The sequence below is a fragment of the Spongiibacter sp. genome (assembly GCF_984394615.1).
On sequence record NZ_CFHTQA010000005.1, the window covers coordinates 99053 to 118883 of the forward strand.

A 19831-nucleotide genomic window follows, 5' to 3' on the forward strand; every position below is an offset into this window, starting at 1 on the left:
GTTCGCGTGGCAGCCTATCGGAGGCTCGTATGATGAGCGTGTACCATCGTTATTTTCGCAGTCTGTCGCTGATCTGCGCTGCGTTGTTGCTGCAGGCCTGTGCCGGGCTGCCCGTGAGCCAGGATTACGATACCAGCTATGACTTCGGCGCGGTGACGAGTTTTGCGTGGTTGCCCCCCAAAACACCGCGCGAGGAGTTGAGCAGCAAACCGTTTGACGAACTGACACATCGCCGGTTTGTCGAGGCGATCGCTCAGAATCTGGGGCAGCGCGGTCTGCAACAGGTGGAGCCTGAAAATGCCAGTGTGCTGATCAGCTATCACCTCAGCTCTGAAGACAAGATTAAAGTGGACAGCTTCGGTTCGTGGTACAGCCATTTTGGTTACTACCCCTGCTATCACTGCGGGTTTTACCCCGGCTTCAACTACCATCATTTCCACGACAATGACCTTTGGGTGCGGGAATATACCGAGGACGAAGTCATTATTGATATGGTGGACCCGGTCAGCAAGCGGTTGATTTGGCGGGGGAGTGTGGCACGTAACCAGCCAACGATGGCGACGCCGATGGAGCGAGATCTATACGTTACTGAAACGGTGAATGCCATCCTGGCGAAATTTCCGCCAGGATCTGTATCGCCTTGATTTAGGTGGGAAAGCCCTTGCAACACCGAGGCCTTTCCACCACAATAGCGCCCCGCGATTGGCCGCGCTGATCGCTGTTTTATGGTGACCCCTCCGGTCCCCTCGCAACGATAGATAGCAAACCCCGCCAGGCCCGGAAGGGAGCAACGGTAGTTATCGACTCGTGTGCCGGGGTGTGGCTGGTTGGGTCGCCACCCATCTTTCTCTATCTTCGTGATTCCCCACTGATTTTCTGCATGAGCCGTATGTTTATGTCCCTGCGGGGCTGGTGTATCCTTGGCGCTTGCTTTGAAGAGAGTCCCCAATGAGCTATCAGGTTCTGGCTAGAAAATGGCGCCCCAAGAGTTTCCGGGAAATGGCCGGTCAGAGTCATGTGCTCAAAGCCCTTATCAATGCGCTGGATCACGACCGTCTTCATCATGCCTACCTGTTTACCGGCACACGCGGTGTCGGTAAAACCACCATCGCACGTATTCTTGCCCGCTGTCTGAATTGTGAGCACGGCGTGAGCTCCGAACCCTGTGGCCAGTGTCAGGCCTGCGTGGCGATCAATGAGGGGCGCTTTGTCGACTTGATCGAGGTCGATGCGGCTTCGCGCACCAAGGTGGAAGATACCCGTGAGCTGCTGGATAACGTTCAGTACACGCCGACTCAGGGTCGCTACAAGGTGTATCTCATCGATGAGGTTCACATGCTCAGTGCCAGCAGTTTCAATGCGCTGCTGAAAACGCTCGAAGAGCCGCCGCCGCATGTCAAATTCCTGTTGGCGACGACAGACCCGCAAAAGATTCCGGCGACAATTCTCTCTCGTTGCCTGCAGTTCAGCCTGAAAAACCTCAGTCCCGAGCGCGTGGTGGACTATCTCAAGCAGATTCTCGAAAAAGAGATGATTGCCTACGATGACGCCGCGCTGTGGCTGCTGGGACGCGCTGCTGATGGCAGTATGCGCGATGCTCTCAGCTTGACAGATCAGGCGATTGCCTTTGGCTCAGGCAAGCTGGGCGAAGACGATGTTCGCCAGATGCTGGGCACTATTGACCACGCGGCGGTACATCGAATTGTTCGCGCGCTTTCCCAGCATGATGGCGCACAATTGCTGGCCATTGTTGCCGATCTGGCGGAATTGGGTGTTGATTTCGCCGGTGTGGCCAGCGAGCTGCTGGTGGTACTCCATCGTTTGGCGATTGCCCAGACGGTGCCGGAAGGCTTGGACAACAGTCTGGGCGATCGCCAAGCACTGCTTGAACTGGCGCAAACGCTCAGTGCCGAAGAGGTGCAGTTTTACTACCAGATGGCCCTCCAGGGGCGTCGTGATCTGGGTTTGGCGCCAGAGCTTCGGGGTGGCCTGGAAATGTTGCTGTTGCGGCTGCTGGCCTTTAAGCCCGAAGGTGTAATGGCGCCGCCAGTGCACAGACTGCCCGCGTCTACCAGTTATGAGGGAGGCGAGACGGCTCCTGAAAAAAAGCCATTAGCGGCTGACTCAGGTGGCGAGCAATCGCCGCCTGAAACAGAGGCTGTGGCAGATCTGTCTGCCAGCGAGCGTGCAAGCCGGTTACAAGCTGACGTGTCAGAGCCCGCTGAAGCGGTGTCGACGCCGCCCACCTCGGCGCCGAAGGCAGTACCGGCTCCGGAGCCCACCGTTGATACAGAGCCAGAGGTCGCGCCGGCGACCGCCATGGCGAATGGCGGGACGCAGCACTCGGTGGATGTGGGCGGTGAGGCGCCCCTGCCGGATGATTACGCCAACTGGGCGAATTATGCCGAGCAAGCCCCGGATTCACAGCCTGATTCGCGGATTGTGCCGGAGCCGCAGCCCGCACAATCGTCTGAACCGACACCTGTCACCGCGTCCCCGGCGAAGGCCGCGCTGGATGTGCTGGCCTCTCAGTATGTCCCGGAGCCAGTGCAGGATTCCGCGGTAGCAACGCCCTCAGCACAGTCCCGTGATTCTGAACACCCGGCCGCAACTGATAGCGGTGAGAAAATCTCCTTGGACGAGCTGGACGCCCGCTGTTGGCGCGAGCGCTTTGAGGCATTCCCTCTGCCCGGTATGCTGGGCAGTATTGCTGCACATTGCCAGATACATGAGCGTCTGGACTCCCGGCTGAGCTTTATCATCGGGGAGGCAAACGCCACCTTGCTGAACGACCGACAGGTCGAACGTCTTCAGGAACAACTTAGCGAGTACTTCGGCCAGCCGCTGAAAGTGACGGTAGAGCTGGGAGAGCCGCAGGAAGAGACGCCTGCGCAGTATCGCGCCAGGTTGCTGAGTGAGCAGTTAGCTGCGGCGCGGGTGGCCATCGAGTCTGATCCACTGGTGCTGCAGATTATTGAAGAATTTGGTGCGGAGCTGGAGCCCGAGTCGCTCAGCCTGCCGGGCCAGCGTGGGAGAGAGTGATGAAAGCCGATTTGAACGATTTGATGAAGAAAGCTGCCGAGATGCAGGAGAAGATGCAGAAGGCGCAAGAAGAGATGGCTAACCGTGAGGTGCTCGGTGAGTCGGGCGCCGGTTTGGTGAAAGTCACAATGACCGGGCGTCACGATGTGCGCCGGGTAGAAATTGATCCCAGTTTGCTCACCGAAGACAAGGAAATTCTCGAAGACCTGCTGGCGGCCGCCGTTAATGATGCGGTTCGCAAAGTCGAGGAGAGTAGCAAGAGTGAGCTGGGCGATATGCTGTCGGGCATGGGCATGCCCGGCGGATTCAAGATGCCTTTCTGATGGCCAATTTCAGCCCACTGATAGATGAGTTGATAGAGGCGCTGCGATGTCTGCCCGGCGTCGGGCCAAAGTCTGCGCAGCGCATCAGTTTTCAGTTGCTTGAGCGCAATCGTGGCGGCGCCCAACGCCTTTCTCTGGCGCTGCAGAAAGCGGTTGACGAAGTGGGTCACTGCCGCAGTTGTCGCACATTGACGGAAGATACTGAGTGCCGAATCTGCCGTGATCCCCGCCGTGACCAGCAGACAATCTGTGTGGTCGAGTCACCCGCGGATGTACTGGCTTTTGAGCAGGGCGGTGACTATCGCGGACTGTATTTTGTGCTGATGGGAAGGTTGTCGCCCATTGACGGCATCGGCCCAGAGGAGATCGGTATCGATCGCCTGGTTGAACGTGTACAGGCACTGTCGGTCAAGGAATTGATCTTGGCGACCAATCCCACCGTCGAGGGCGAGGCGACCGCTTTCTATATCGCCGAAGAAATGCGACGTCTGGGTGTTGCCGTCAGTCGCATCGCGCACGGTGTGCCACTGGGTGGTGAGCTTGAGTACGTCGATAGCGGCACCTTGTCCCACGCTCTGAAGGGGCGTCAACGCTTTGACTGATTCAACCGTATATATCGAAAAACAGGCAGATTTGAATGCCGCGTGTGAAGCGTGGCGGCGCAGCAGCTTTGTCGTGATGGACACCGAATTTATCCGTCGCGATACCTTTTACCCGATAGCCGGTCTGATTCAGGTAGGTGTGCAGGGACAGGTCTACCTGATTGACCCGCTGGGCATCGACGATTGGGGGCATTTTAGAACGCTGCTGGAAGACCCCGCGGTGGTCAAAGTTCTGCATTCCTGCAGTGAAGACCTGGAAGTCTTTGATCGTCTCTGTGGTGCTATCCCATCGCCCTTGTTGGATACTCAGATCGGTGCCGGGCTGGCGGGAGTCGGTGAGGGGCTGAGCTATCAGAAGCTGGTGGCGCACTATCTGGATATTGAGGTCGACAAGGGGGAGACTCGCTCCGACTGGCTGCAGCGTCCCTTGACTCAGAGCCAATGCCACTACGCCGCGCTCGATGTGGAATATCTTCAGCGTATCTACCCGATGCTGCGCGACCGCTTGGCCTCGTTGGGGCGTTTGGACTGGTGGCAGGAAGACTGTGAGCGAATGATTGCCCAGGCTAAAGCTCCCGCGCTGCCAGAGGAATACTACCTCCGTAATAAATCCTTGTGGAAGCTCAAAGGCCGTCAGCGTCTGGCGCTTAAGGTAGTGTGCGCCTGGCGTGAGGAAGAGGCACGTCGGAGAGATATGCCTCGCGGACGGATTTTCAAAGATCCGGTCTGTTTTGAGCTGGCGCGCCGTCTGCCGGAGAGCCGGGGAGAGCTGTCGCGAATCAAGGACCTGTCACCGGGGAGTATCCGCCGCTACGGCGACACGCTGATAGCCTTGCTGGACGAGGTCCGCGACGCACCGGAAAACGCTATTCCAGCCGCTGGCGATCGCCCGCTGACATCAGCACAGAAAGCGGATTTGGCGCGACTGCGCCAGCGTGGCGACGATATCGCGGAGCAGCTGGCAATGCCTGCTGGCTTATTGTGTCGCCGTCGCGACCTGGAAGCGCTGGTGCGCGAAGGGCAGGTGCCGGAAAGTATGGGAATGTGGCGGCTGTCGCTGCTGGCGGAGCCGTTGCTGGCGGCACTGGAGGAAGAATAATGCGTCGAATCTGCAGCATATATCGCAGTGCCAAGCGTGAGGGTATGTACCTCTACGTCGATAAGGCAGAGGGCTTGGAGCGGGTGCCGGAAGCCTTGATGGCGAAGTTTGGACAGGCTGAGCACGCTATGACGCTGCTTATTGATGAAGGGCGAAAACTGGCTCGGGCCGATGCGGCGAAGGTGTTGCAGGATATCGCCGATAACGGATTTTACCTTCAGCTACCGCCGGTTGACGAACCTGCACTCAACCCGCGGGAAGACCGTTGATTGCCCGTCGACAGCAGCCTTTCTGGGAGTATAAAACGCTCGCAGAACTGAGCGATCAGGAGTGGGAGGCGCTGTGTGACGGCTGTGGACGCTGCTGTTTGCACAAGCTGGAGGACGAGGATAGTGGCGAGCTGGCATTTACCAATGTGGCCTGCCGTTTGCTCGATCTCAAGAGTGGCCGTTGCGGCGACTATAGCCACCGGCAGCAGCGCGTGCCGGGTTGTGTCAATCTTCGCAAAGAGCTCGCCGACGTCGCCTACAGCTTGCCGAGTAGCTGCGCCTACCGCCGTATGCATGAGGGTAGGGGGCTGGCTGAATGGCACCCGCTGCGCAGCGGCGATGAGCGCGCCATGCGAGCGTTGGGCATTGCGGTGGGAGGCCGCTGTATCAGTGAGAGCGAGGTCGCGGAAGCGGACTTCGAAAACCATATTATTCATTGGATTGATTAGGGAATCGTATGATCGATCAAAACGACTATGCCCTAGCGTGGCAGGTCTACCTCGGTGTCGGGGTGATTGCTCTGTTGCTTTGGTTGCTGCTGTTGCGCGCCTACCGGCTGACGGGGCTCAAACTGTGGGCCTTGCTGGCGGTGGCGGCACTGGTATTGCTGCCGAGTCATCACCCTGATGTGGCTGGCTTGTGGATGCCGGCCACCATTGGCGCCTTACTGAGCCTGATGACTGGCGGTATCGAGTCGGCGATGGCGTCTTTGATTATTATCGGTGCCGGGCAGATTGCCGCACTGGTTCTGGCGATTACCTGGACGCTGATTGCGGCAAAGAAAGCGCCGTCAACTCCGACTAAGCCCACGCCAGCGAGCAGTGAACGGGTGGAGCCGCAGCTCTAGCGTTTGATTTATTGCACTGAGCTGCTTCCCGTGTTGCCGCTGCACTTGCTGTCAGCCCACGTGGCAAGTAGGCTTCGCGGTGATGTGATTTACGTGAAGAGGTTTGAAACAGGGCGTACCCGCCTTCGAATCTCATGTTGAACGACGACCCGGACGCACCGGGTCAGCCGAGCAGGATACATTGATGAAATTTACCGGTACGGATTCCTACGTCGCTACCGACGACCTGAGTATGGCTGTTAATGCAGCCGTGACCTTGCAGCGTCCACTGTTGATCAAGGGGGAGCCCGGCACGGGTAAAACCCTGCTGGCCGAGCAGGTGGCATCAGCACTGGGAATGAGGCTGATTCAATGGCATATCAAATCCACCACGAAAGCCCAGCAGGGCTTGTATGAATACGACGCGGTATCACGCCTGCGGGATTCGCAGCTCGGCGATGACCGGGTTCACGACATTGCCAACTACATTAAGCGCGGCAAACTGTGGGAAGCCTTCGATGCCGATGAGCAGGTGGTGCTGCTGATTGATGAAATCGACAAGGCAGATATCGAATTCCCCAACGACCTGCTGGTCGAGCTGGACCGTATGGAGTTCTTTGTCTACGAAACTGGCGAAACGGTAAAAGCCAAGCATCGTCCCATCATTATCATCACCAGTAATAATGAGAAAGAACTGCCTGACGCATTCCTGCGTCGCTGTTTCTTCCACTTCATTAACTTCCCCGACCGGGAAACCATGGAGAAAATCGTTGACGTGCATTACCCAACGATTTCCCGTGATCTGGTGCAGGAAGCGCTGGAAGTGTTCTTTGATGTACGCAAAATTCCGGGCCTGAAGAAAAAGCCGTCCACGTCTGAGCTGATCGATTGGTTGAAGCTGTTGATGGCCGATGATATTCCCGCGGAAATTTTCAAAAACCGCGACGCCAGCAAGGCCATTCCGCCACTCTATGGTGCGCTGCTGAAAAACGAGCAGGATGTTCATCTGCTGGAGCGCCTGGCGTTTATGCATCGCCGCGAGAACCGCTAAGCCATGTTGGTGCAATTCTTCTACGGCCTTCGTAATGCGGGGGTGCCGGTCAGCATTCGAGAACTGCTGGACCTGATGGCCGGGCTGGAAGCGCGTTTGGCGTTTATGGATGTCGATGAGTTTTACCAGCTTGCCCGCGTGTGCATGGTCAAGGATGAGAAATACTACGACCGCTTCGACAAGGCCTTTGCGGCTTATTTTAACGAGCTGTCAACGCTGGACGACGTGATCGAGGCGCTGATTCCCGACGACTGGCTGCGCACTGAGTTTCTCAAGCAGTTGAGCGACGAGGAAAAAGCTAAGATCGAGTCTCTGGGCGGTCTCGATAAGTTGATCGAGGAATTCAAAAAGCGGCTGGAAGAGCAGAAGGAACGGCACGAAGGCGGCAATAAGTGGATTGGCACCGGAGGAACATCCCCCTTTGGTCACGGTGGCTATAATCCCGAAGGCATCCGTATCGGCGGCGAGAGTCGTAACAAAAAGGCGGTTAAGGTTTGGGAAAAGCGCGACTTCAAAGATCTGGACGATTCGGTCGAGTTGGGCACGCGGAATATCAAAATTGCCCTGCGTCGCCTTCGCAAATTTGCCCGCAGTGGCGCGGCTGAAGAGCTGGATATCGATGACACCATTTCGTCCACTGCGCGCAACGCAGGGCTACTGGATTTAAAAATGGTGCCCGAGCGGCACAATGCGGTCAAAGTGCTGCTGTTCTTTGATGTTGGCGGTTCCATGGATCCGCATATTCGCGTGTGTGAAGAACTGTTCTCCGCCGCACGCACCGAGTTCAAGCATATGGAGTATTTTTACTTCCATAACTTCCTGTACGAATCGGTGTGGAACAATAATATTCGCCGCCACAGTGAGCGAATTCCCTTGCTGGATGTACTGCATAAATACAGCAGCGATTACAAAATCATCTTCGTAGGCGACGCTGCCATGTCTCCCTACGAAATTCTCCAGCCAGGCGGCAGTGTCGAGCATTGGAACGACGAAGCGGGCGAAGTGTGGATGCGTCGCTTGCGAGACACCTACGACAAGGTGGTGTGGCTCAATCCGGTGCCCCCGGAAGACTGGAGCTGGACCCATTCCATTGGCCTTACCGAAGAGCTGATGGAAGGGCATATGTACCCCATGACACTGGCGGGTCTGGAAGAGGCAATGGCCTATCTGGCCCGCTGAGGCCTCAGCCGCGTGCGGCGGCTGAGAATGCCAGCAGTGCGGCTGTCACCGCGACATTGAGCGACTCGATGCCATTGGCCATCGGAATTTGCAGTCGGGCGTCGCTGATCTCCAGCGTCTCCCTGCTGACACCCTCGGTTTCATTCCCTAGAACAAAGATCCGACTCTTACCCGGTGACAGCTCAAACAGTGAGTGTTGCGCGTGGGAAGACAGGCACAGCACTTCAGCGCCATCCTCTTGCAAGCGGCGGAGTTCGGGTAGCAGGCGGTCGCAGTGGTAGAGCGGGCAGTTAAATACGGCACCGGCGCTGGCCTTGATGACCAGCGGTGACAGGCTGGTGCCACCCTTGCGGGGCACAATCAGGCCGTCGATGCCACTGGCCGCCACTGAGCGGATAATCATGCCGAGATTCTGCGGATTACTCACGCCATCTAAGGCGATGTAGCAGGGTGACCCTTGCTGCAAGGTTTCGGCGGTGATTGCGGTGGTCGGATGGTAGTCTGCCAGCTCCAAATCGGCGGCAACCCCCTGGTCCTGTTTGCCATTCTTGGAGATTCTCGACAATGCCTTGCGGTCGTGCCAGGCGAGCTGAACCCCTTTCTTTTCTGCCAGTGCAAGAATTTCTGCAACAATACCGTCTTTGCGGTTGCTGTCGGCCAAGTGGAGTTTGTACACCCTGAGGCGCGGATTCTGTAGTGCCTCGAGGACGGGTTTACGTCCGTAAATAGTCAGAAGTTGCTGGAAAAACTGCTTTTTCTCAAGGTATTGCTGGCGATCGTCGCTCATTGCCTGTGGGGTGCTCATTCAGCGTGGTGGCCGGGAAAGCCCAGTGTTGCCCGGGCAGCCTCAGTAATCCGCTCTGCGGCATGCTGCAGGCGTTGCGCAACGGCAAGTATATCCTCGGCGCTAATGGGGTTGCTAATGCTGCCCGCTGAAATAACGAGCTCTGGCTCCTCGCCGTCGCCAAATACCGGGACAGCGATATTGGCGACGTGGTACCGCCGACCTTTTTCTATGCGGTCCAAGTGGTAATTGCTTTCGCAGAGCTGTTCCCGATAGCGGCGAGCATGATCTGCCACTTCCTCAAGGCTCCAGTTTTCCTTGGGCTTGGCCAGTTCCTGTTCAAAGCGCCGCTCCGCATCACTAATCAGCGTTACCTCAAAGCCCCGCGCTCGAATGCCAATCACGGAAATGCGCAGTCGCTTATCCAGCTCCTCGTCCCACTCTCCGAGATGGGCCTGTGCTGCATGCAGCCATTGGTTGAGCTTGCCGGCGGATGACCAAGCAATAAAGCAGGCGCCCAGGGGGGCAATGGCCGGTAACCTCAGTCCTTGCTGGTAAGGGAAGTGTAGTGGTTGAGGGATGCCGTAGTTGGCCAGCAAGACCAGTTGTTCTCCACTGCGCCCCAATACGCCACAGCCCAATTTCAGTTCCCGTCCGAGGGCTTCCAGTTCAGGTCTTGCGAATTCCAGTACCGGGAACTGTGCGAATGCGGCAATGCCTGCCGCCGCAATGCTTGGACCGAGGCGGTAGGCCTTGCTGCGGGGGTCCTGGGCGAGAAAACCGTATCGGGCCATGGTGCTGAGGATGGCGTGACATGTGGCTTTGTTCAGCCCCAGTATCCGCGTTAGCTCGGTGAGGCCAAAGGCTTTACTGGGGTGGCTCATGAACAAGTCCATAATCGCCAGCACACGAGCAGTGGGTTTTGAAAACACGGGAAGGGGCCCTTTTGGTTAACGGATCTGTCGCTATTTTACGGAATATTCAGGCTGAGGCACGTGCAGTTTTCGTTTGATCTTGGTGCGCTGCATTCTGCAGAGAAATAAAATGGTGCATAAATCATTTGTGTTGGCCTGTAATTTGCTTTGTTTCGGTGCGAAATGATGGGTTGCGTGCGTTGTTATTGCGCAATGCTCATCCTGCTTTCATGAGTTGAATTTATAACATCATGAAAATAAAGAAAAAAATTATCCCGTTAAGTGCGCCTTATCAGGGCCTCCGGGGAATTGGGCAAGGGGCCATTTATTCTTTGGATGCTTTATTGTGGTGCATGGTAATAAAAAGGTGCGATTTTACTGCACATGCGTTTTAGGAGAACCGGATGAGAACACCGCTTTCACGATTTACGCCCGCTTTTGTAGCGTTTTTTTGTGCGCTGGCTGCAGGGCCGAGCCATGCCGATAGCCTGAGTGGCGCGAATACCGCATGGATTCTGACCTCGACGGCCCTGGTATTGTTTATGACGCTGCCTGGGCTGGCGCTGTTTTACGGTGGCCTGGTTCGAAGTAAGAATATTCTCAGCGTGCTGATGCAATGTTTCAGTATTACCTGTGTGGCCTCGCTGCTCTGGTTTGCCGTCGCCTATAGTATGGCCTTCAGTGAAGGCAATGGCTTTGTTGGCGGGCTGAGTAAAGCGCTGTTGGCGGGCATCGGCGAGGACACTCTCAGTGGCGACATTCCCGAGACGGTGTTTGTCATGTTCCAGATGACCTTTGCGATTATTACCCCGGCGCTGATCGTCGGCGGTTTTGCGGAACGCATTCGCTTTTCCGCCGTGATGATGTTTTCGGCGCTTTGGTTGCTGGCGGTTTACGCCCCGGTTACTCACTGGGTCTGGGGCGGCGGTTGGCTGGGGCAGATGGGCTTGCTCGATTTTGCCGGTGGCACTGTTGTCCATATTACCGCAGGTGTTGCGGCACTGGTTGCCGCTATGGTGCTTGGGCCGCGTAATGGCTTCGGCCAAATGGCCTTGCCACCGCACAATCTAACCATGACCTTCACCGGGGCTGGCATGCTGTGGGTTGGCTGGTTTGGTTTCAATGCCGGCAGTGCACTGGCCGCCAACGGGGATGCAGGCATGGCCATGCTGGTTACCCACCTCTCGGCAGCCACTGGCTGTTTGACCTGGTCGTTTATTGAATGGCTGCGCTTTGGCAAGCCCAGCGCACTGGGCGCTGTCACCGGAATGGTGGCGGGGCTTGGCACCATCACACCCGCGTCGGGCTATGTGGGGCCAGCAGGTGCGGTCGTGATCGGTCTTAGTGCGGGCATCGTCTGCTTCTATTGTACCCTTTGGCTCAAGCAGGTCCTGAAAATTGATGATTCGCTGGATGTCTTTCCGGTACACGGTGTTGGCGGTATTCTCGGTACTTTCCTGGCGGGGATTTTTGCCAGCGCGGAGCTTGGCGTATTCAGCGGTCAGGGTCTGGCAGACGGCGTCAGCATCGCTCAGCAGTTGAAAGTGCAGTTGATTGGTATTGGCGCCACGCTGGCCTATACGGCAATTATCAGCTTTATCTTGTTTAAACTGGTGGACGTTGTCATCGGTTTGCGTGTCAGCGCTGACGAAGAATCGGAAGGTCTGGACCTGACAGGCCATAACGAGGTGGGGTACGATCTTTAAGTCGTCATCTGCATCGTTGAGAGCCCGGCGTTTGCCGGGCTTTTTTGTTTCTGGAGCCCTGAATGCGAGCGTTTATTCTGTATGGCACTTCCGCCTGCCACCTCTGTGAATTGGCGGAGGCGGTGCTGGCCAATGTGCTGGCTGTGCAGCCAGACTGGCAGATTGAACTGATTGATATTGCTGATCGCGACGAGTGGATTGCGCAGTACGGAACGCGAATTCCGATATTCGCTGAGGGAGAGCGTGAGCTCGACTGGCCCTTTGATGAGGCTGCCGTGCTGGCCTTTGCCGGAGATGCGTTGTGAACGTGTCCGCATTGTGGCGTTACCCAGTGAAATCGCTGACTGGAAACAGTGAGCGGTCGATGACGCTGGATCGGCGGGGACCGGCAGGCGATCGTCGCTGGATGCTGATGGATGAACGGGGGCATTTTCTGACCCAACGGCAATTGCCGTCAATGTGTCGGCTTCACGCCGAGGAGCAGGCAGGCGGCGTGTTGCTGCGTCATCTCGACCGCAGTGAGAGCATCTGGCTTGAGAAGCCCTGTGGAGCTAAGCCCGTGCGAGTGGTGGTATGGGAGGATAGCTGTGAGGCCTTGGATGCGGGGGAGGCCGCCGCGCAATGTCTGTCGGCATGGTTGGGGCAGCCGGTGAGACTCTGCTATCAGCCCGACGACAGTGAGCGACAGATTGATTTGACCTATGCGCGAGCGGGTGATCAGTTCAGTTTTGCCGATGGTTTTCCGTTTCTGCTGTGCACTGAAGCGAGTTTGCGGCTGTTGGAAGACGCCTATGGTGATGTCCTGGCAATGCAGCGGTTCAGGCCCAATATTGTGGTCGCCGGGACAACCCCGTTTGCTGAGTTGACGTGGCGCCGCTTGCGTATTGGTGATGTGGACTTCGACGTGGTCAAACCCTGCACGCGCTGCGTGATTCCCAGTCTCGATCCGAGAACCGGTGAGCGGCAGCGGGCAGTGTCACTGCTATTGCGTGACCATTGTAAACACGAGGACAAGATCGTCTTTGGTCAGAACCTGATTCACCGCAGCCTTGGCGAGATTCGCTGCGGTGATCCAGTTAGCGTTCTGGCGTAATCCCGGGCTCAGTTGAACTCGTCAACAGGACTGATACGACGCTCGTGATTAGCCAGAATGGGCTTGGAAAGTTCCAGCTTTTCGCCGTACACCACACTGAATGCCAGCACATTCTTAATATAGTCGCGGGTTTCGCCATAGGGCAGGTTTTCTATCCAGATGTCTGCCGGCATGTTGCCATTCTGGCGCATCAACACCCTTTCAACCCTCGAAGGGCCGGCGTTGTACGCTGCGGTAGCCAATATTCGGTTACCGCTGAAGCGCTTGAGTAGTTGACCAAGATAAAAGCCACCCATCGCGATATTGGTATCGGCATCGAGCAGTTCGCTGCGCGAGGGCGTCGGTCGGCCCATCTGCCTGGCCAGTGTGCGTGCGGTGCCGGGCATAATTTGCATGACGCCGCGCGCACCAACGGGAGATCGCGCATCCTCGGCAAAAGCACTTTCCTGTCTGGCAATTGCATAAATCCATTTAGGATCAATCTCTTCGCGTGCTGCGGTTTGCATGAACTGCTCGCGATAGGCCATCGGGAAACGCAGCTCCAGGTCGTCCCATTCCCCCGCGCGAATAGCCGTGACAATAGCCTGGTGAGGCCACTGCCATTCCAGGGCTAATTGCCCCGCGGCGATTTTTTCGGCGGTATTAAGGCTGCGCATGGCGTAGTTCCATTCCAGTCTTGCCGTGTTCAGTTCACCCTGCCAGAACAGCTCTCGAGCGCGGATAACAGCGCTGTGCTGCCGGACTTCATCCAGCAGAGCGACATCCAGATTGCGGCGCTCCCCGAGCCGGTACTGCTGGTTGAGCAAATCGGCCGCCATGAAGCTGTAGTAGCCTCGCTGCGTAGCGAGGGTTCGCAGTATCTGGCTGGCATTTTCGGTCAGTCGTTGCTGTTTTTCCGTTTCGGCTCTGGCCCACCAGTATTGCCAATCCGGTTCAGCGCGCAGCTTGGCAGGCAGCAGGGCGATAAAGCGTTGAGCCGCTTCCCAGTCCCGGTCTTTCAGGGCGAGACGAATACGCCATTCGGTAAGGTAGGGATCTTCAAATGCAGGGTCATTTGCATTGATCCAGTCACGGGCGTAGTCCATGTCGCCGGCAATAATCTGCCGGGCAAACGCATCGCGAAGGGCGTAGTTTTGCTCGTTAGTAAAACCCAGTTCCCGATCAAGCTGGTGCCAAAGCGTATTGGCTTCTTCGAACTTGTTCTTGGCCAGGCGGCGCAGGCTCAGCAGCGCAAGGCGGCGGTTGTCATCCGTCGGCGCCATAGTAAAACCGCGTTGGTAAAGCAGAGCCGGGTTCTCTAATAGCTGGATTTCAGCGTCGCTACCGGGAACCTTGCGCAACAGGTAAACAGCGAGGCTGTGCTGCCCGGCTTCAATGGCTAGCTGTGCGCGCTGCCAGTGTTGTCGCCGGTATTCGGCGGTGGACAGGCTGCTCAGCCATTGTTTTAGGGCGGGGTCGCAGGCATCGGGGAGGGAGCGGCCGGTTTGCCAGAGGGCTTCCGTTTCGGCGTTGGCGGTGCGGGTATCTCCTTGCTTGTAAAGGGCGCGCAGGTAATCGCAGCGCATAAACGACGGCGGATCCTGTCGGTAGTAGCGGACAAACTGTGCCCACTCACCGCGACGGCGGAGCTGGTAGAGCCAGGCAATACGAATGCGTTGACCAACAATCGTGTCGCGGTACTGCTGGAGGTAAACGTCGATAGTGCCGTGGGAGAGCTCGCTGATCTGTGCTTTGATCAGTTCCAGTTCCAGATAAGGGTAGAGGGCATATTGGTGCAATGCCGGGAGCAGGGCTTCTGCCTGCTCGCTGCGGCCGCGACTGATATTCTCCATGGCTTCGCGGTATAATTGCCGCTCCTTCGCCAGACTTTCAGCGTCGGCATGGGCCAGCGGCACTGCGACATAACACAGCGCAATGCTGAAGATTGTCGACAAGCAGGCGCGAATGATCATCCTTTTAACCCTGTAGGCGTGCAAAAACGTTCGGTTGATCCGATTTTCAAGACTAATATCCACGGAATTCACTATATGCCTTTACTCCGCGGCACTCAATTGCAGCACAGCATTGGGCAGCAGATTGTGCTCGACAACGCAGAAATCCAACTCGATGCCGGTGACCGGGTCTGCCTGCTGGGACGCAACGGCAGCGGTAAATCCACCTTGCTGCGAATGATAGATGGCAGTTTAGCGCCGGATTCGGGAGAACTCTGGCGCCAGCCGGGCATTCGCATCGCGCGGATGGAGCAAAATCTGGATTTTGCCTCGGCGGATGACAGTGTTTACGACGTGGTCGCGGACGGTCTCGCAGAAATTGGCGGCCTGCTGAAGCGCTACCACCACCTCACGCTTCAGGAAATGGATGAAGCTGCACTTCGCGAGCTGGAGAGTCTACAAAAGCAAATTGAGACGCTCGATGGCTGGCGTTTTCAGCAGCGTATTGAGTCCACCTTAAGCCGCTTGGAGTTGGCGCCTGAACTGGCCATTTCCTCGCTGTCGGGAGGCTGGTTGCGGCGAGTATCGCTGGCACGTGCCCTGGTTGGCGAGCCGGATATTCTGCTGTTGGACGAACCCACGAACCATCTGGATGTAGAGGGAATCCTCTGGCTGGAGCAATGTGTGAGGGGTTTTGCCGGTTGTGTTCTGTTTGTGACGCACGACCGGGCGCTGATCGAATCGCTGGCGAATCGTATTATTGAACTGGATCGCGGAGCACTGAAAAACTATCCCGGCAGTTATCAGCGTTATCTGGAGCAGCGCGAGCACGACCTGGCGGTGGAGGCTGAGCAAAACGCGCTGTTCGATAAGCGCTTGGCTCAGGAGGAAACCTGGATTCGGCAGGGTATCAAGGCCCGCCGCACCCGCAACGAGGGTCGAGTCCGCGCTCTGGAACAGATGCGCCGCGAGCGCGCCCAACGCCGGGAGCAGCAGGGACAGGCGAGCCTGACGGTGAATGTCGGCAACCAGACGGGAAAAATGGTTGCCGAGTTAACGGATGTCAGTTATCGGGTTGCAGACAAAACGCTGGTTAAAAACTTTAACCTGCTGATTAGTCGCGGCGACAAGCTGGCATTGATTGGGCCTAACGGCGCTGGAAAAACGACCCTGCTTCGGCTGATCCTCGGTGAGCTGGCGCCTCAGGAGGGGAGTGTGCGTCAGGGCAGTAATCTCCAGGTGGCTTACTTTGATCAGCTGCGGGATCGGCTGGATCCGGATGCGCGTGTTGTGGATATCGTCGGCCAGGGTCGCGAATCGGTCACGATCAATGGGCGGGATCGCCACATTATGTCTTATCTCGGCGACTTCCTGTTTTCACCGGAACGCGCCCGCAGTCATTTCGGTGTGCTGTCGGGCGGCGAACGCGCCCGAGTGCAGCTGGCCTGCCTGTTTACTCAGCCGGCTAACGTACTGGTGATGGATGAGCCGACCAACGATCTGGATATGGAAACACTGGAGCTGCTGGAAAGCCTGCTGGTGGAGTTTTCTGGCACCGTCTTGCTGGTCAGCCACGACCGGGCCTTTGTCGACAGCGTAGCGAGCAGTTGTTTGTTGTTTGAAGGCAATGGCCAGATCAGTGAGCACATCGGCGGTTACCGGGAAGTCGCTGCTTATCAGGCCCGGCAGGCCAAACAGCAACTGGGCACTGAAAAGAGCGCGGTGTCTGAGCAGAGCAGTACTGGTCCCAGGGCAGACGCGCCGGTAAAGACCGCGCCACGTAAGAAGTTGAGTTATAAAGATCAGCGGGAGTTGGATGCCTTACCAGAGCGTATTGAGACGCTGGAGGCGGAGTTGGAGTCGCTGGCAGAACTCAGCGCAAGTGCTGAGTTTTACCAGCAGGATGCCGACAGCATTGCCGATACCATGGCAAAGATGACCGCTTTGCAGGAAGAGCTGGACAGCAGCATGGAGCGCTGGTTAGCGCTCTCTGAATAAGCCGCTAGTCGTGCTCGCTACTGACGCGCACTGCGAGCACGTCGCATTTGGCGCCGTGTAGCACCGCATTGGCGGTGGACCCCAGCAGAAGTGCCAGTCCTTTGCGGCCGTGACTGCCGACAATAATCAGATCGCAGTCCAGCTCTTTGCATAGGTCGTGAATCTGGGCCTCGGGACGCCCGGTAAGCAGGTGAATCTTGTCGTCGGGGATGTCAAACTGCCCGGCGTATTTTTTCAGCGTCTCTTCGGCCTGTTGTTGAAGCTCTTCCTGAATGCCGGAAAAGTCCATGGGAATATCGCCGCCATAGGCCAGGCTCAATGGTTCTACAACGTGAATCAGGTGAAGTTCGGCTTGGTGTTGCCGAGCCATTGCCGCCGCGCGCTTGACGACGGGAATGGCTTCGTCGGAAATGTCGACGGCGGTGAGAATACGCTGGTAATTGGCCATACAGCCTCCTTAAATCTAGCCAGTCGAAAAAAGGCTATTAACAACTATGCAGTTCGTGCTGTCCAGTGTGAGGCAGTTTTTTGAGGATAACCATGTTCTGGATCATCGCTTCGCTGGTTTTGGCATTCATGCTGGCCCCAATTCTCTGGATTGTGCCCAGTCCTCGGCAGCGCCGACAAATGCGTTTGCGCGAGCGTGCTCGGGAATTGGGCATTACCGTACAAATCGCCACATTCCCGCAAACCCGGCGCCAGCGAGTGAGAAAGGAAGAGGAATATCAGGGCTTGGCTTACTGCATGGCTTTGCCCAAGGCGCGTGCAGCAGAACGTTGGCGATTCTGGCTGGATGCAGCCGCTCGGGAGGGCGAGGAATTTACACCAACTGCCGCCATAGCGGCTGCGATGCAGCGCGTGGCTGGTGAACTGCCGAATGATTGCCGGGTCGTGGAAGCCGGAGGGCGAATGCTGCGGGTCTGGTGGCGCGAAGCCAATGCCGAGGTGGCAACCGTTGAGGCATTGGCGGATTTGATGAACCGAATGATCGACGAGGATTTTGCCGATGAACAGTGAATCGACGCTGGCGCCAGGCCGCTATCGCCACTATAAAGGAGGGGAGTACCGGGTTTACGGTGTGGCCCGTCACAGTGAAACTGAAGAGCAGTTGGTTGTTTACCGCCCACTTTATGGCGATGGTGACTTGTGGGTTCGCCCATTGTCCATGTTTACGGAAGCCGTGGAAATTGCCGGCAATACGCAGCCTCGATTTGCGTTGCTGGAAGCGGAAACGGCGGACATTGGTCACAACATCTCTTGATTGGCAGCGGGCTCGGCCTTGACCCATAGGGGTTGAACACTTATATATGTCGCCTCGCACGCTGGCGCGTCACACATTCGCATTTCGCAGATTAAGGGAAACATGGGCAAATCACTGGTAATTGTGGAGTCACCGGCCAAGGCCAAAACGATCAATAAGTATCTGGGATCGGATTTTGTGGTGAAATCCAGCGTTGGCCATATCCGCGATCTGCCCACCAGCGGTAGCGGCAGCAGCTCGGTTGATCCCAAGGAGCGCGCGAAAGCGGCTGCCTTGACCCGTAAAATGTCACCGGAAGAGAAAGCGCAGCATAAAAAGAAGAAGGCGCGTGAACAGCTGGTTGCACGAATGGGCGTTGATCCCGAGCATGGCTGGGAGGCGCGCTATGAAATTCTGCCCGGCAAGGAAAAGGTGGTCAGCGAGCTGAAGAAATTGGCTGAAAAGGCCGACACCATCTACCTCGCGACGGACCTTGACCGCGAAGGAGAGGCCATTGCCTGGCATTTGCGTGAAGCCATTGGTGGCGATCAGGCTCGCTACAAGCGAGTGGTGTTTAACGAAATTACCAAAAAGGCGATTCAGGACGCCTTTTCTCAGCCTACCGAACTCGATATCAACCGTGTGAACGCCCAGCAGGCGCGCCGTTTCCTCGACCGGGTGGTCGGGTATATGGTCTCGCCACTGCTGTGGGCAAAAATCGCTCGAGGGCTGAGCGCGGGACGGGTGCAATCAGTGGCCGTTCGTCTGATTGTTGAGCGCGAGAAAGAGATTCGAGCCTTTGTTCCCGAGGAATACTGGCAGATTCACACTGAAAACAGCGCCGAGGCCGGCAGTCTGCGCCTGGAGGTGAAGAAGCAGGGCGATAATGCCTTCCGTCCCGGCAATGAGCAAAGTGCCATGGCGGCGGTCGAGGCCTTGCAAAAAGCCGATTACGCGGTAACCGGGCGCGAAGATAAACCCACGCGCAGCAAACCGGGAGCTCCCTTCATTACCTCCACCTTGCAACAGGCCGCCAGTACCCGCCTGGGCTTTGGTGTGAAGAAAACCATGATGCTGGCGCAGCGGCTCTACGAAGCTGGCTACATCACTTACATGCGTACAGACTCGACAAATTTGAGCAACGATGCCGTTGCCGCTTGCCGGGACTATATCAGTGAGCATTTTTCCGATCGTTACCTGCCGGACCAACCGCAGCGCTACTCCAGTAAAGAGGGGGCTCAGGAAGCTCACGAGGCGATTCGTCCCTCAGACGTCAACGTCGAGCCCACTCAGCTCTCGGGCATGGAGCGGGACGCAGAGCGCTTGTATACCCTGATCTGGCGGCAGTTTGTGGCTTGTCAGATGGCGCCTGCGGAATTCACCAGTACGTCGATTATCGTTAAGGCGGGCGACTTTGAATTGCGTACCCGCGGGCGCGTCGTTCGATTTGACGGCTTTATGAAAGTGCAGCCTCCCGCGGCCAGTAAAAAGGAAGAAGATCAGGAGTTGCCCGATGTGAAGGTGGGCGACGCATTGCAGTTGGTCAAGGTTGACCCCAGCCAGCACTTCACCAAACCGGCACCGCGCTATACCGAAGCGGCCCTTGTCAAAGAGCTGGAAAAACGCGGTATAGGTCGTCCGTCAACCTATGCGGCGATTATTTCCACGATTCAGGATCGCGGTTACGTCAAGGTGGAAAACCGTCGCTTCTATGCAGAGAAGATGGGCGATATCGTCACCGTCCGTCCCGGCTTTGCGCGGAACTTCCTGTTGC

General features: G+C 57.0%; 21 protein-coding genes and 1 other RNA gene. 18 read left to right on the plus strand and 4 right to left on the minus strand.

Annotated elements, in window-relative coordinates:
* Nucleotides 1-29 precede the first annotated feature (29 nt).
* The 11 genes from AC5DB9_RS03735 to AC5DB9_RS03785 all read left to right on the plus strand — a co-directional run bounded on the left by AC5DB9_RS03735 (nucleotide 30) and on the right by AC5DB9_RS03785 (nucleotide 8391).
* A complete protein-coding gene (locus AC5DB9_RS03735) occupies nucleotides 30-644 on the plus strand; it encodes a DUF4136 domain-containing protein (protein WP_272993998.1) in 615 nt (204 codons plus the stop codon).
* Between the two features lie 91 nt (nucleotides 645-735).
* Nucleotides 736-832: signal recognition particle sRNA small type (gene ffs, locus AC5DB9_RS03740), an RNA gene on the plus strand.
* A 116-nt stretch (nucleotides 833-948) separates the two neighbouring features.
* Nucleotides 949-3042, plus strand: coding sequence for a DNA polymerase III subunit gamma/tau (gene dnaX / locus AC5DB9_RS03745; RefSeq protein WP_272993997.1), 2094 nt, complete (start codon nucleotides 949-951; stop codon nucleotides 3040-3042).
* Complete coding sequence (locus tag AC5DB9_RS03750; RefSeq protein ID WP_022960075.1) at nucleotides 3042-3365, plus strand: YbaB/EbfC family nucleoid-associated protein; 324 nt, start codon at nucleotides 3042-3044, stop codon at nucleotides 3363-3365. The genes dnaX and AC5DB9_RS03750 overlap by 1 nt, the downstream gene beginning before the upstream one ends.
* A complete protein-coding gene (gene recR / locus AC5DB9_RS03755; RefSeq protein ID WP_272993996.1) occupies nucleotides 3365-3967 on the plus strand; it encodes a recombination mediator RecR in 603 nt (200 codons plus the stop codon). Before AC5DB9_RS03750 ends, recR begins: the two co-directional genes overlap by 1 nt.
* Nucleotides 3960-5066 carry a ribonuclease D gene (gene rnd / locus AC5DB9_RS03760; protein ID WP_272993995.1) on the plus strand — a complete coding sequence of 369 codons (1107 nt, stop codon included), beginning with the start codon at nucleotides 3960-3962 and terminating at the stop codon, nucleotides 5064-5066. The genes recR and rnd overlap by 8 nt, the downstream gene beginning before the upstream one ends.
* Nucleotides 5066-5335 (plus strand): YcgL domain-containing protein, encoded by a 270-nt coding sequence (locus AC5DB9_RS03765; RefSeq protein WP_272993994.1) that lies wholly within the window; start codon nucleotides 5066-5068, stop codon nucleotides 5333-5335. The genes rnd and AC5DB9_RS03765 overlap by 1 nt, the downstream gene beginning before the upstream one ends.
* Nucleotides 5332-5784 carry a YcgN family cysteine cluster protein gene (locus AC5DB9_RS03770; RefSeq protein WP_272993993.1) on the plus strand — a complete coding sequence of 151 codons (453 nt, stop codon included), beginning with the start codon at nucleotides 5332-5334 and terminating at the stop codon, nucleotides 5782-5784. Before AC5DB9_RS03765 ends, AC5DB9_RS03770 begins: the two co-directional genes overlap by 4 nt.
* 8 nt (nucleotides 5785-5792) lie before the next feature.
* Nucleotides 5793-6182, plus strand: coding sequence for a hypothetical protein (locus AC5DB9_RS03775; protein WP_022960080.1), 390 nt, complete (start codon nucleotides 5793-5795; stop codon nucleotides 6180-6182).
* 184 nt (nucleotides 6183-6366) lie between these two features.
* Nucleotides 6367-7212 carry an AAA family ATPase gene (locus AC5DB9_RS03780; RefSeq protein ID WP_273009231.1) on the plus strand — a complete coding sequence of 282 codons (846 nt, stop codon included), beginning with the start codon at nucleotides 6367-6369 and terminating at the stop codon, nucleotides 7210-7212.
* Between the two features lie 3 nt (nucleotides 7213-7215).
* On the plus strand, nucleotides 7216-8391 hold the full coding sequence (locus tag AC5DB9_RS03785) for a vWA domain-containing protein (protein ID WP_022960082.1): 1176 nt from the start codon (nucleotides 7216-7218) through the stop codon (nucleotides 8389-8391).
* A 4-nt stretch (nucleotides 8392-8395) separates the two neighbouring features.
* Here the strand turns inward: AC5DB9_RS03785 and AC5DB9_RS03790 are convergent, their stop codons facing one another.
* Together AC5DB9_RS03790 and AC5DB9_RS03795 are read right to left on the minus strand one after the other, a co-directional pair.
* Nucleotides 8396-9196 carry a TrmH family RNA methyltransferase gene (locus tag AC5DB9_RS03790; RefSeq protein ID WP_272990155.1) on the minus strand — a complete coding sequence of 267 codons (801 nt, stop codon included), beginning with the start codon at nucleotides 9194-9196 and terminating at the stop codon, nucleotides 8396-8398.
* Complete coding sequence (locus tag AC5DB9_RS03795; protein WP_157581358.1) at nucleotides 9193-10107, minus strand: helix-turn-helix domain-containing protein; 915 nt, start codon at nucleotides 10105-10107, stop codon at nucleotides 9193-9195. Before AC5DB9_RS03795 ends, AC5DB9_RS03790 begins: the two co-directional genes overlap by 4 nt.
* A gap of 386 nt (nucleotides 10108-10493) precedes the next feature.
* Between AC5DB9_RS03795 and AC5DB9_RS03800 the strand changes: the two genes are divergently transcribed.
* From AC5DB9_RS03800 to AC5DB9_RS03810, 3 genes are all read left to right on the plus strand, one after another.
* Nucleotides 10494-11795 carry an ammonium transporter gene (locus AC5DB9_RS03800; RefSeq protein WP_272990156.1) on the plus strand — a complete coding sequence of 434 codons (1302 nt, stop codon included), beginning with the start codon at nucleotides 10494-10496 and terminating at the stop codon, nucleotides 11793-11795.
* A gap of 62 nt (nucleotides 11796-11857) precedes the next feature.
* Nucleotides 11858-12100, plus strand: a complete 243-nt coding sequence (locus tag AC5DB9_RS03805) for a glutaredoxin family protein (RefSeq protein WP_022960086.1) — start codon at nucleotides 11858-11860, stop codon at nucleotides 12098-12100.
* Nucleotides 12097-12888: an MOSC domain-containing protein gene (locus AC5DB9_RS03810; RefSeq protein ID WP_272990157.1), complete on the plus strand. Its 792-nt coding sequence runs from the start codon at nucleotides 12097-12099 to the stop codon at nucleotides 12886-12888. Before AC5DB9_RS03805 ends, AC5DB9_RS03810 begins: the two co-directional genes overlap by 4 nt.
* A gap of 8 nt (nucleotides 12889-12896) precedes the next feature.
* Here the strand turns inward: AC5DB9_RS03810 and AC5DB9_RS03815 are convergent, their stop codons facing one another.
* Nucleotides 12897-14840: a transglycosylase SLT domain-containing protein gene (locus AC5DB9_RS03815; RefSeq protein ID WP_272990158.1), complete on the minus strand. Its 1944-nt coding sequence runs from the start codon at nucleotides 14838-14840 to the stop codon at nucleotides 12897-12899.
* 75 nt (nucleotides 14841-14915) lie between these two features.
* On the opposite strand from AC5DB9_RS03815, the gene AC5DB9_RS03820 reads away from it, so the two are divergent.
* A complete protein-coding gene (locus AC5DB9_RS03820; protein WP_272990161.1) occupies nucleotides 14916-16817 on the plus strand; it encodes an ATP-binding cassette domain-containing protein in 1902 nt (633 codons plus the stop codon).
* Nucleotides 16818-16821: 4 nt separating this feature from the next.
* Here the strand turns inward: AC5DB9_RS03820 and AC5DB9_RS03825 are convergent, their stop codons facing one another.
* The gene (locus tag AC5DB9_RS03825; protein ID WP_022960090.1) at nucleotides 16822-17265 is read right to left on the minus strand and encodes a universal stress protein; all 444 of its coding nucleotides are present in this window, start codon (nucleotides 17263-17265) and stop codon (nucleotides 16822-16824) included.
* Nucleotides 17266-17357: 92 nt separating this feature from the next.
* On the opposite strand from AC5DB9_RS03825, the gene AC5DB9_RS03830 reads away from it, so the two are divergent.
* The 3 genes from AC5DB9_RS03830 to topA form a co-directional block, all read left to right on the plus strand.
* Nucleotides 17358-17834, plus strand: a complete 477-nt coding sequence (locus AC5DB9_RS03830) for a hypothetical protein (protein WP_272990165.1) — start codon at nucleotides 17358-17360, stop codon at nucleotides 17832-17834.
* Complete coding sequence (locus AC5DB9_RS03835) at nucleotides 17824-18078, plus strand: DUF1653 domain-containing protein (RefSeq protein ID WP_022960092.1); 255 nt, start codon at nucleotides 17824-17826, stop codon at nucleotides 18076-18078. Before AC5DB9_RS03830 ends, AC5DB9_RS03835 begins: the two co-directional genes overlap by 11 nt.
* 102 nt (nucleotides 18079-18180) lie before the next feature.
* The coding region (gene topA / locus AC5DB9_RS03840; protein ID WP_491732028.1) for a type I DNA topoisomerase at nucleotides 18181-19831 on the plus strand (1651 nt) is incomplete at its 3' end.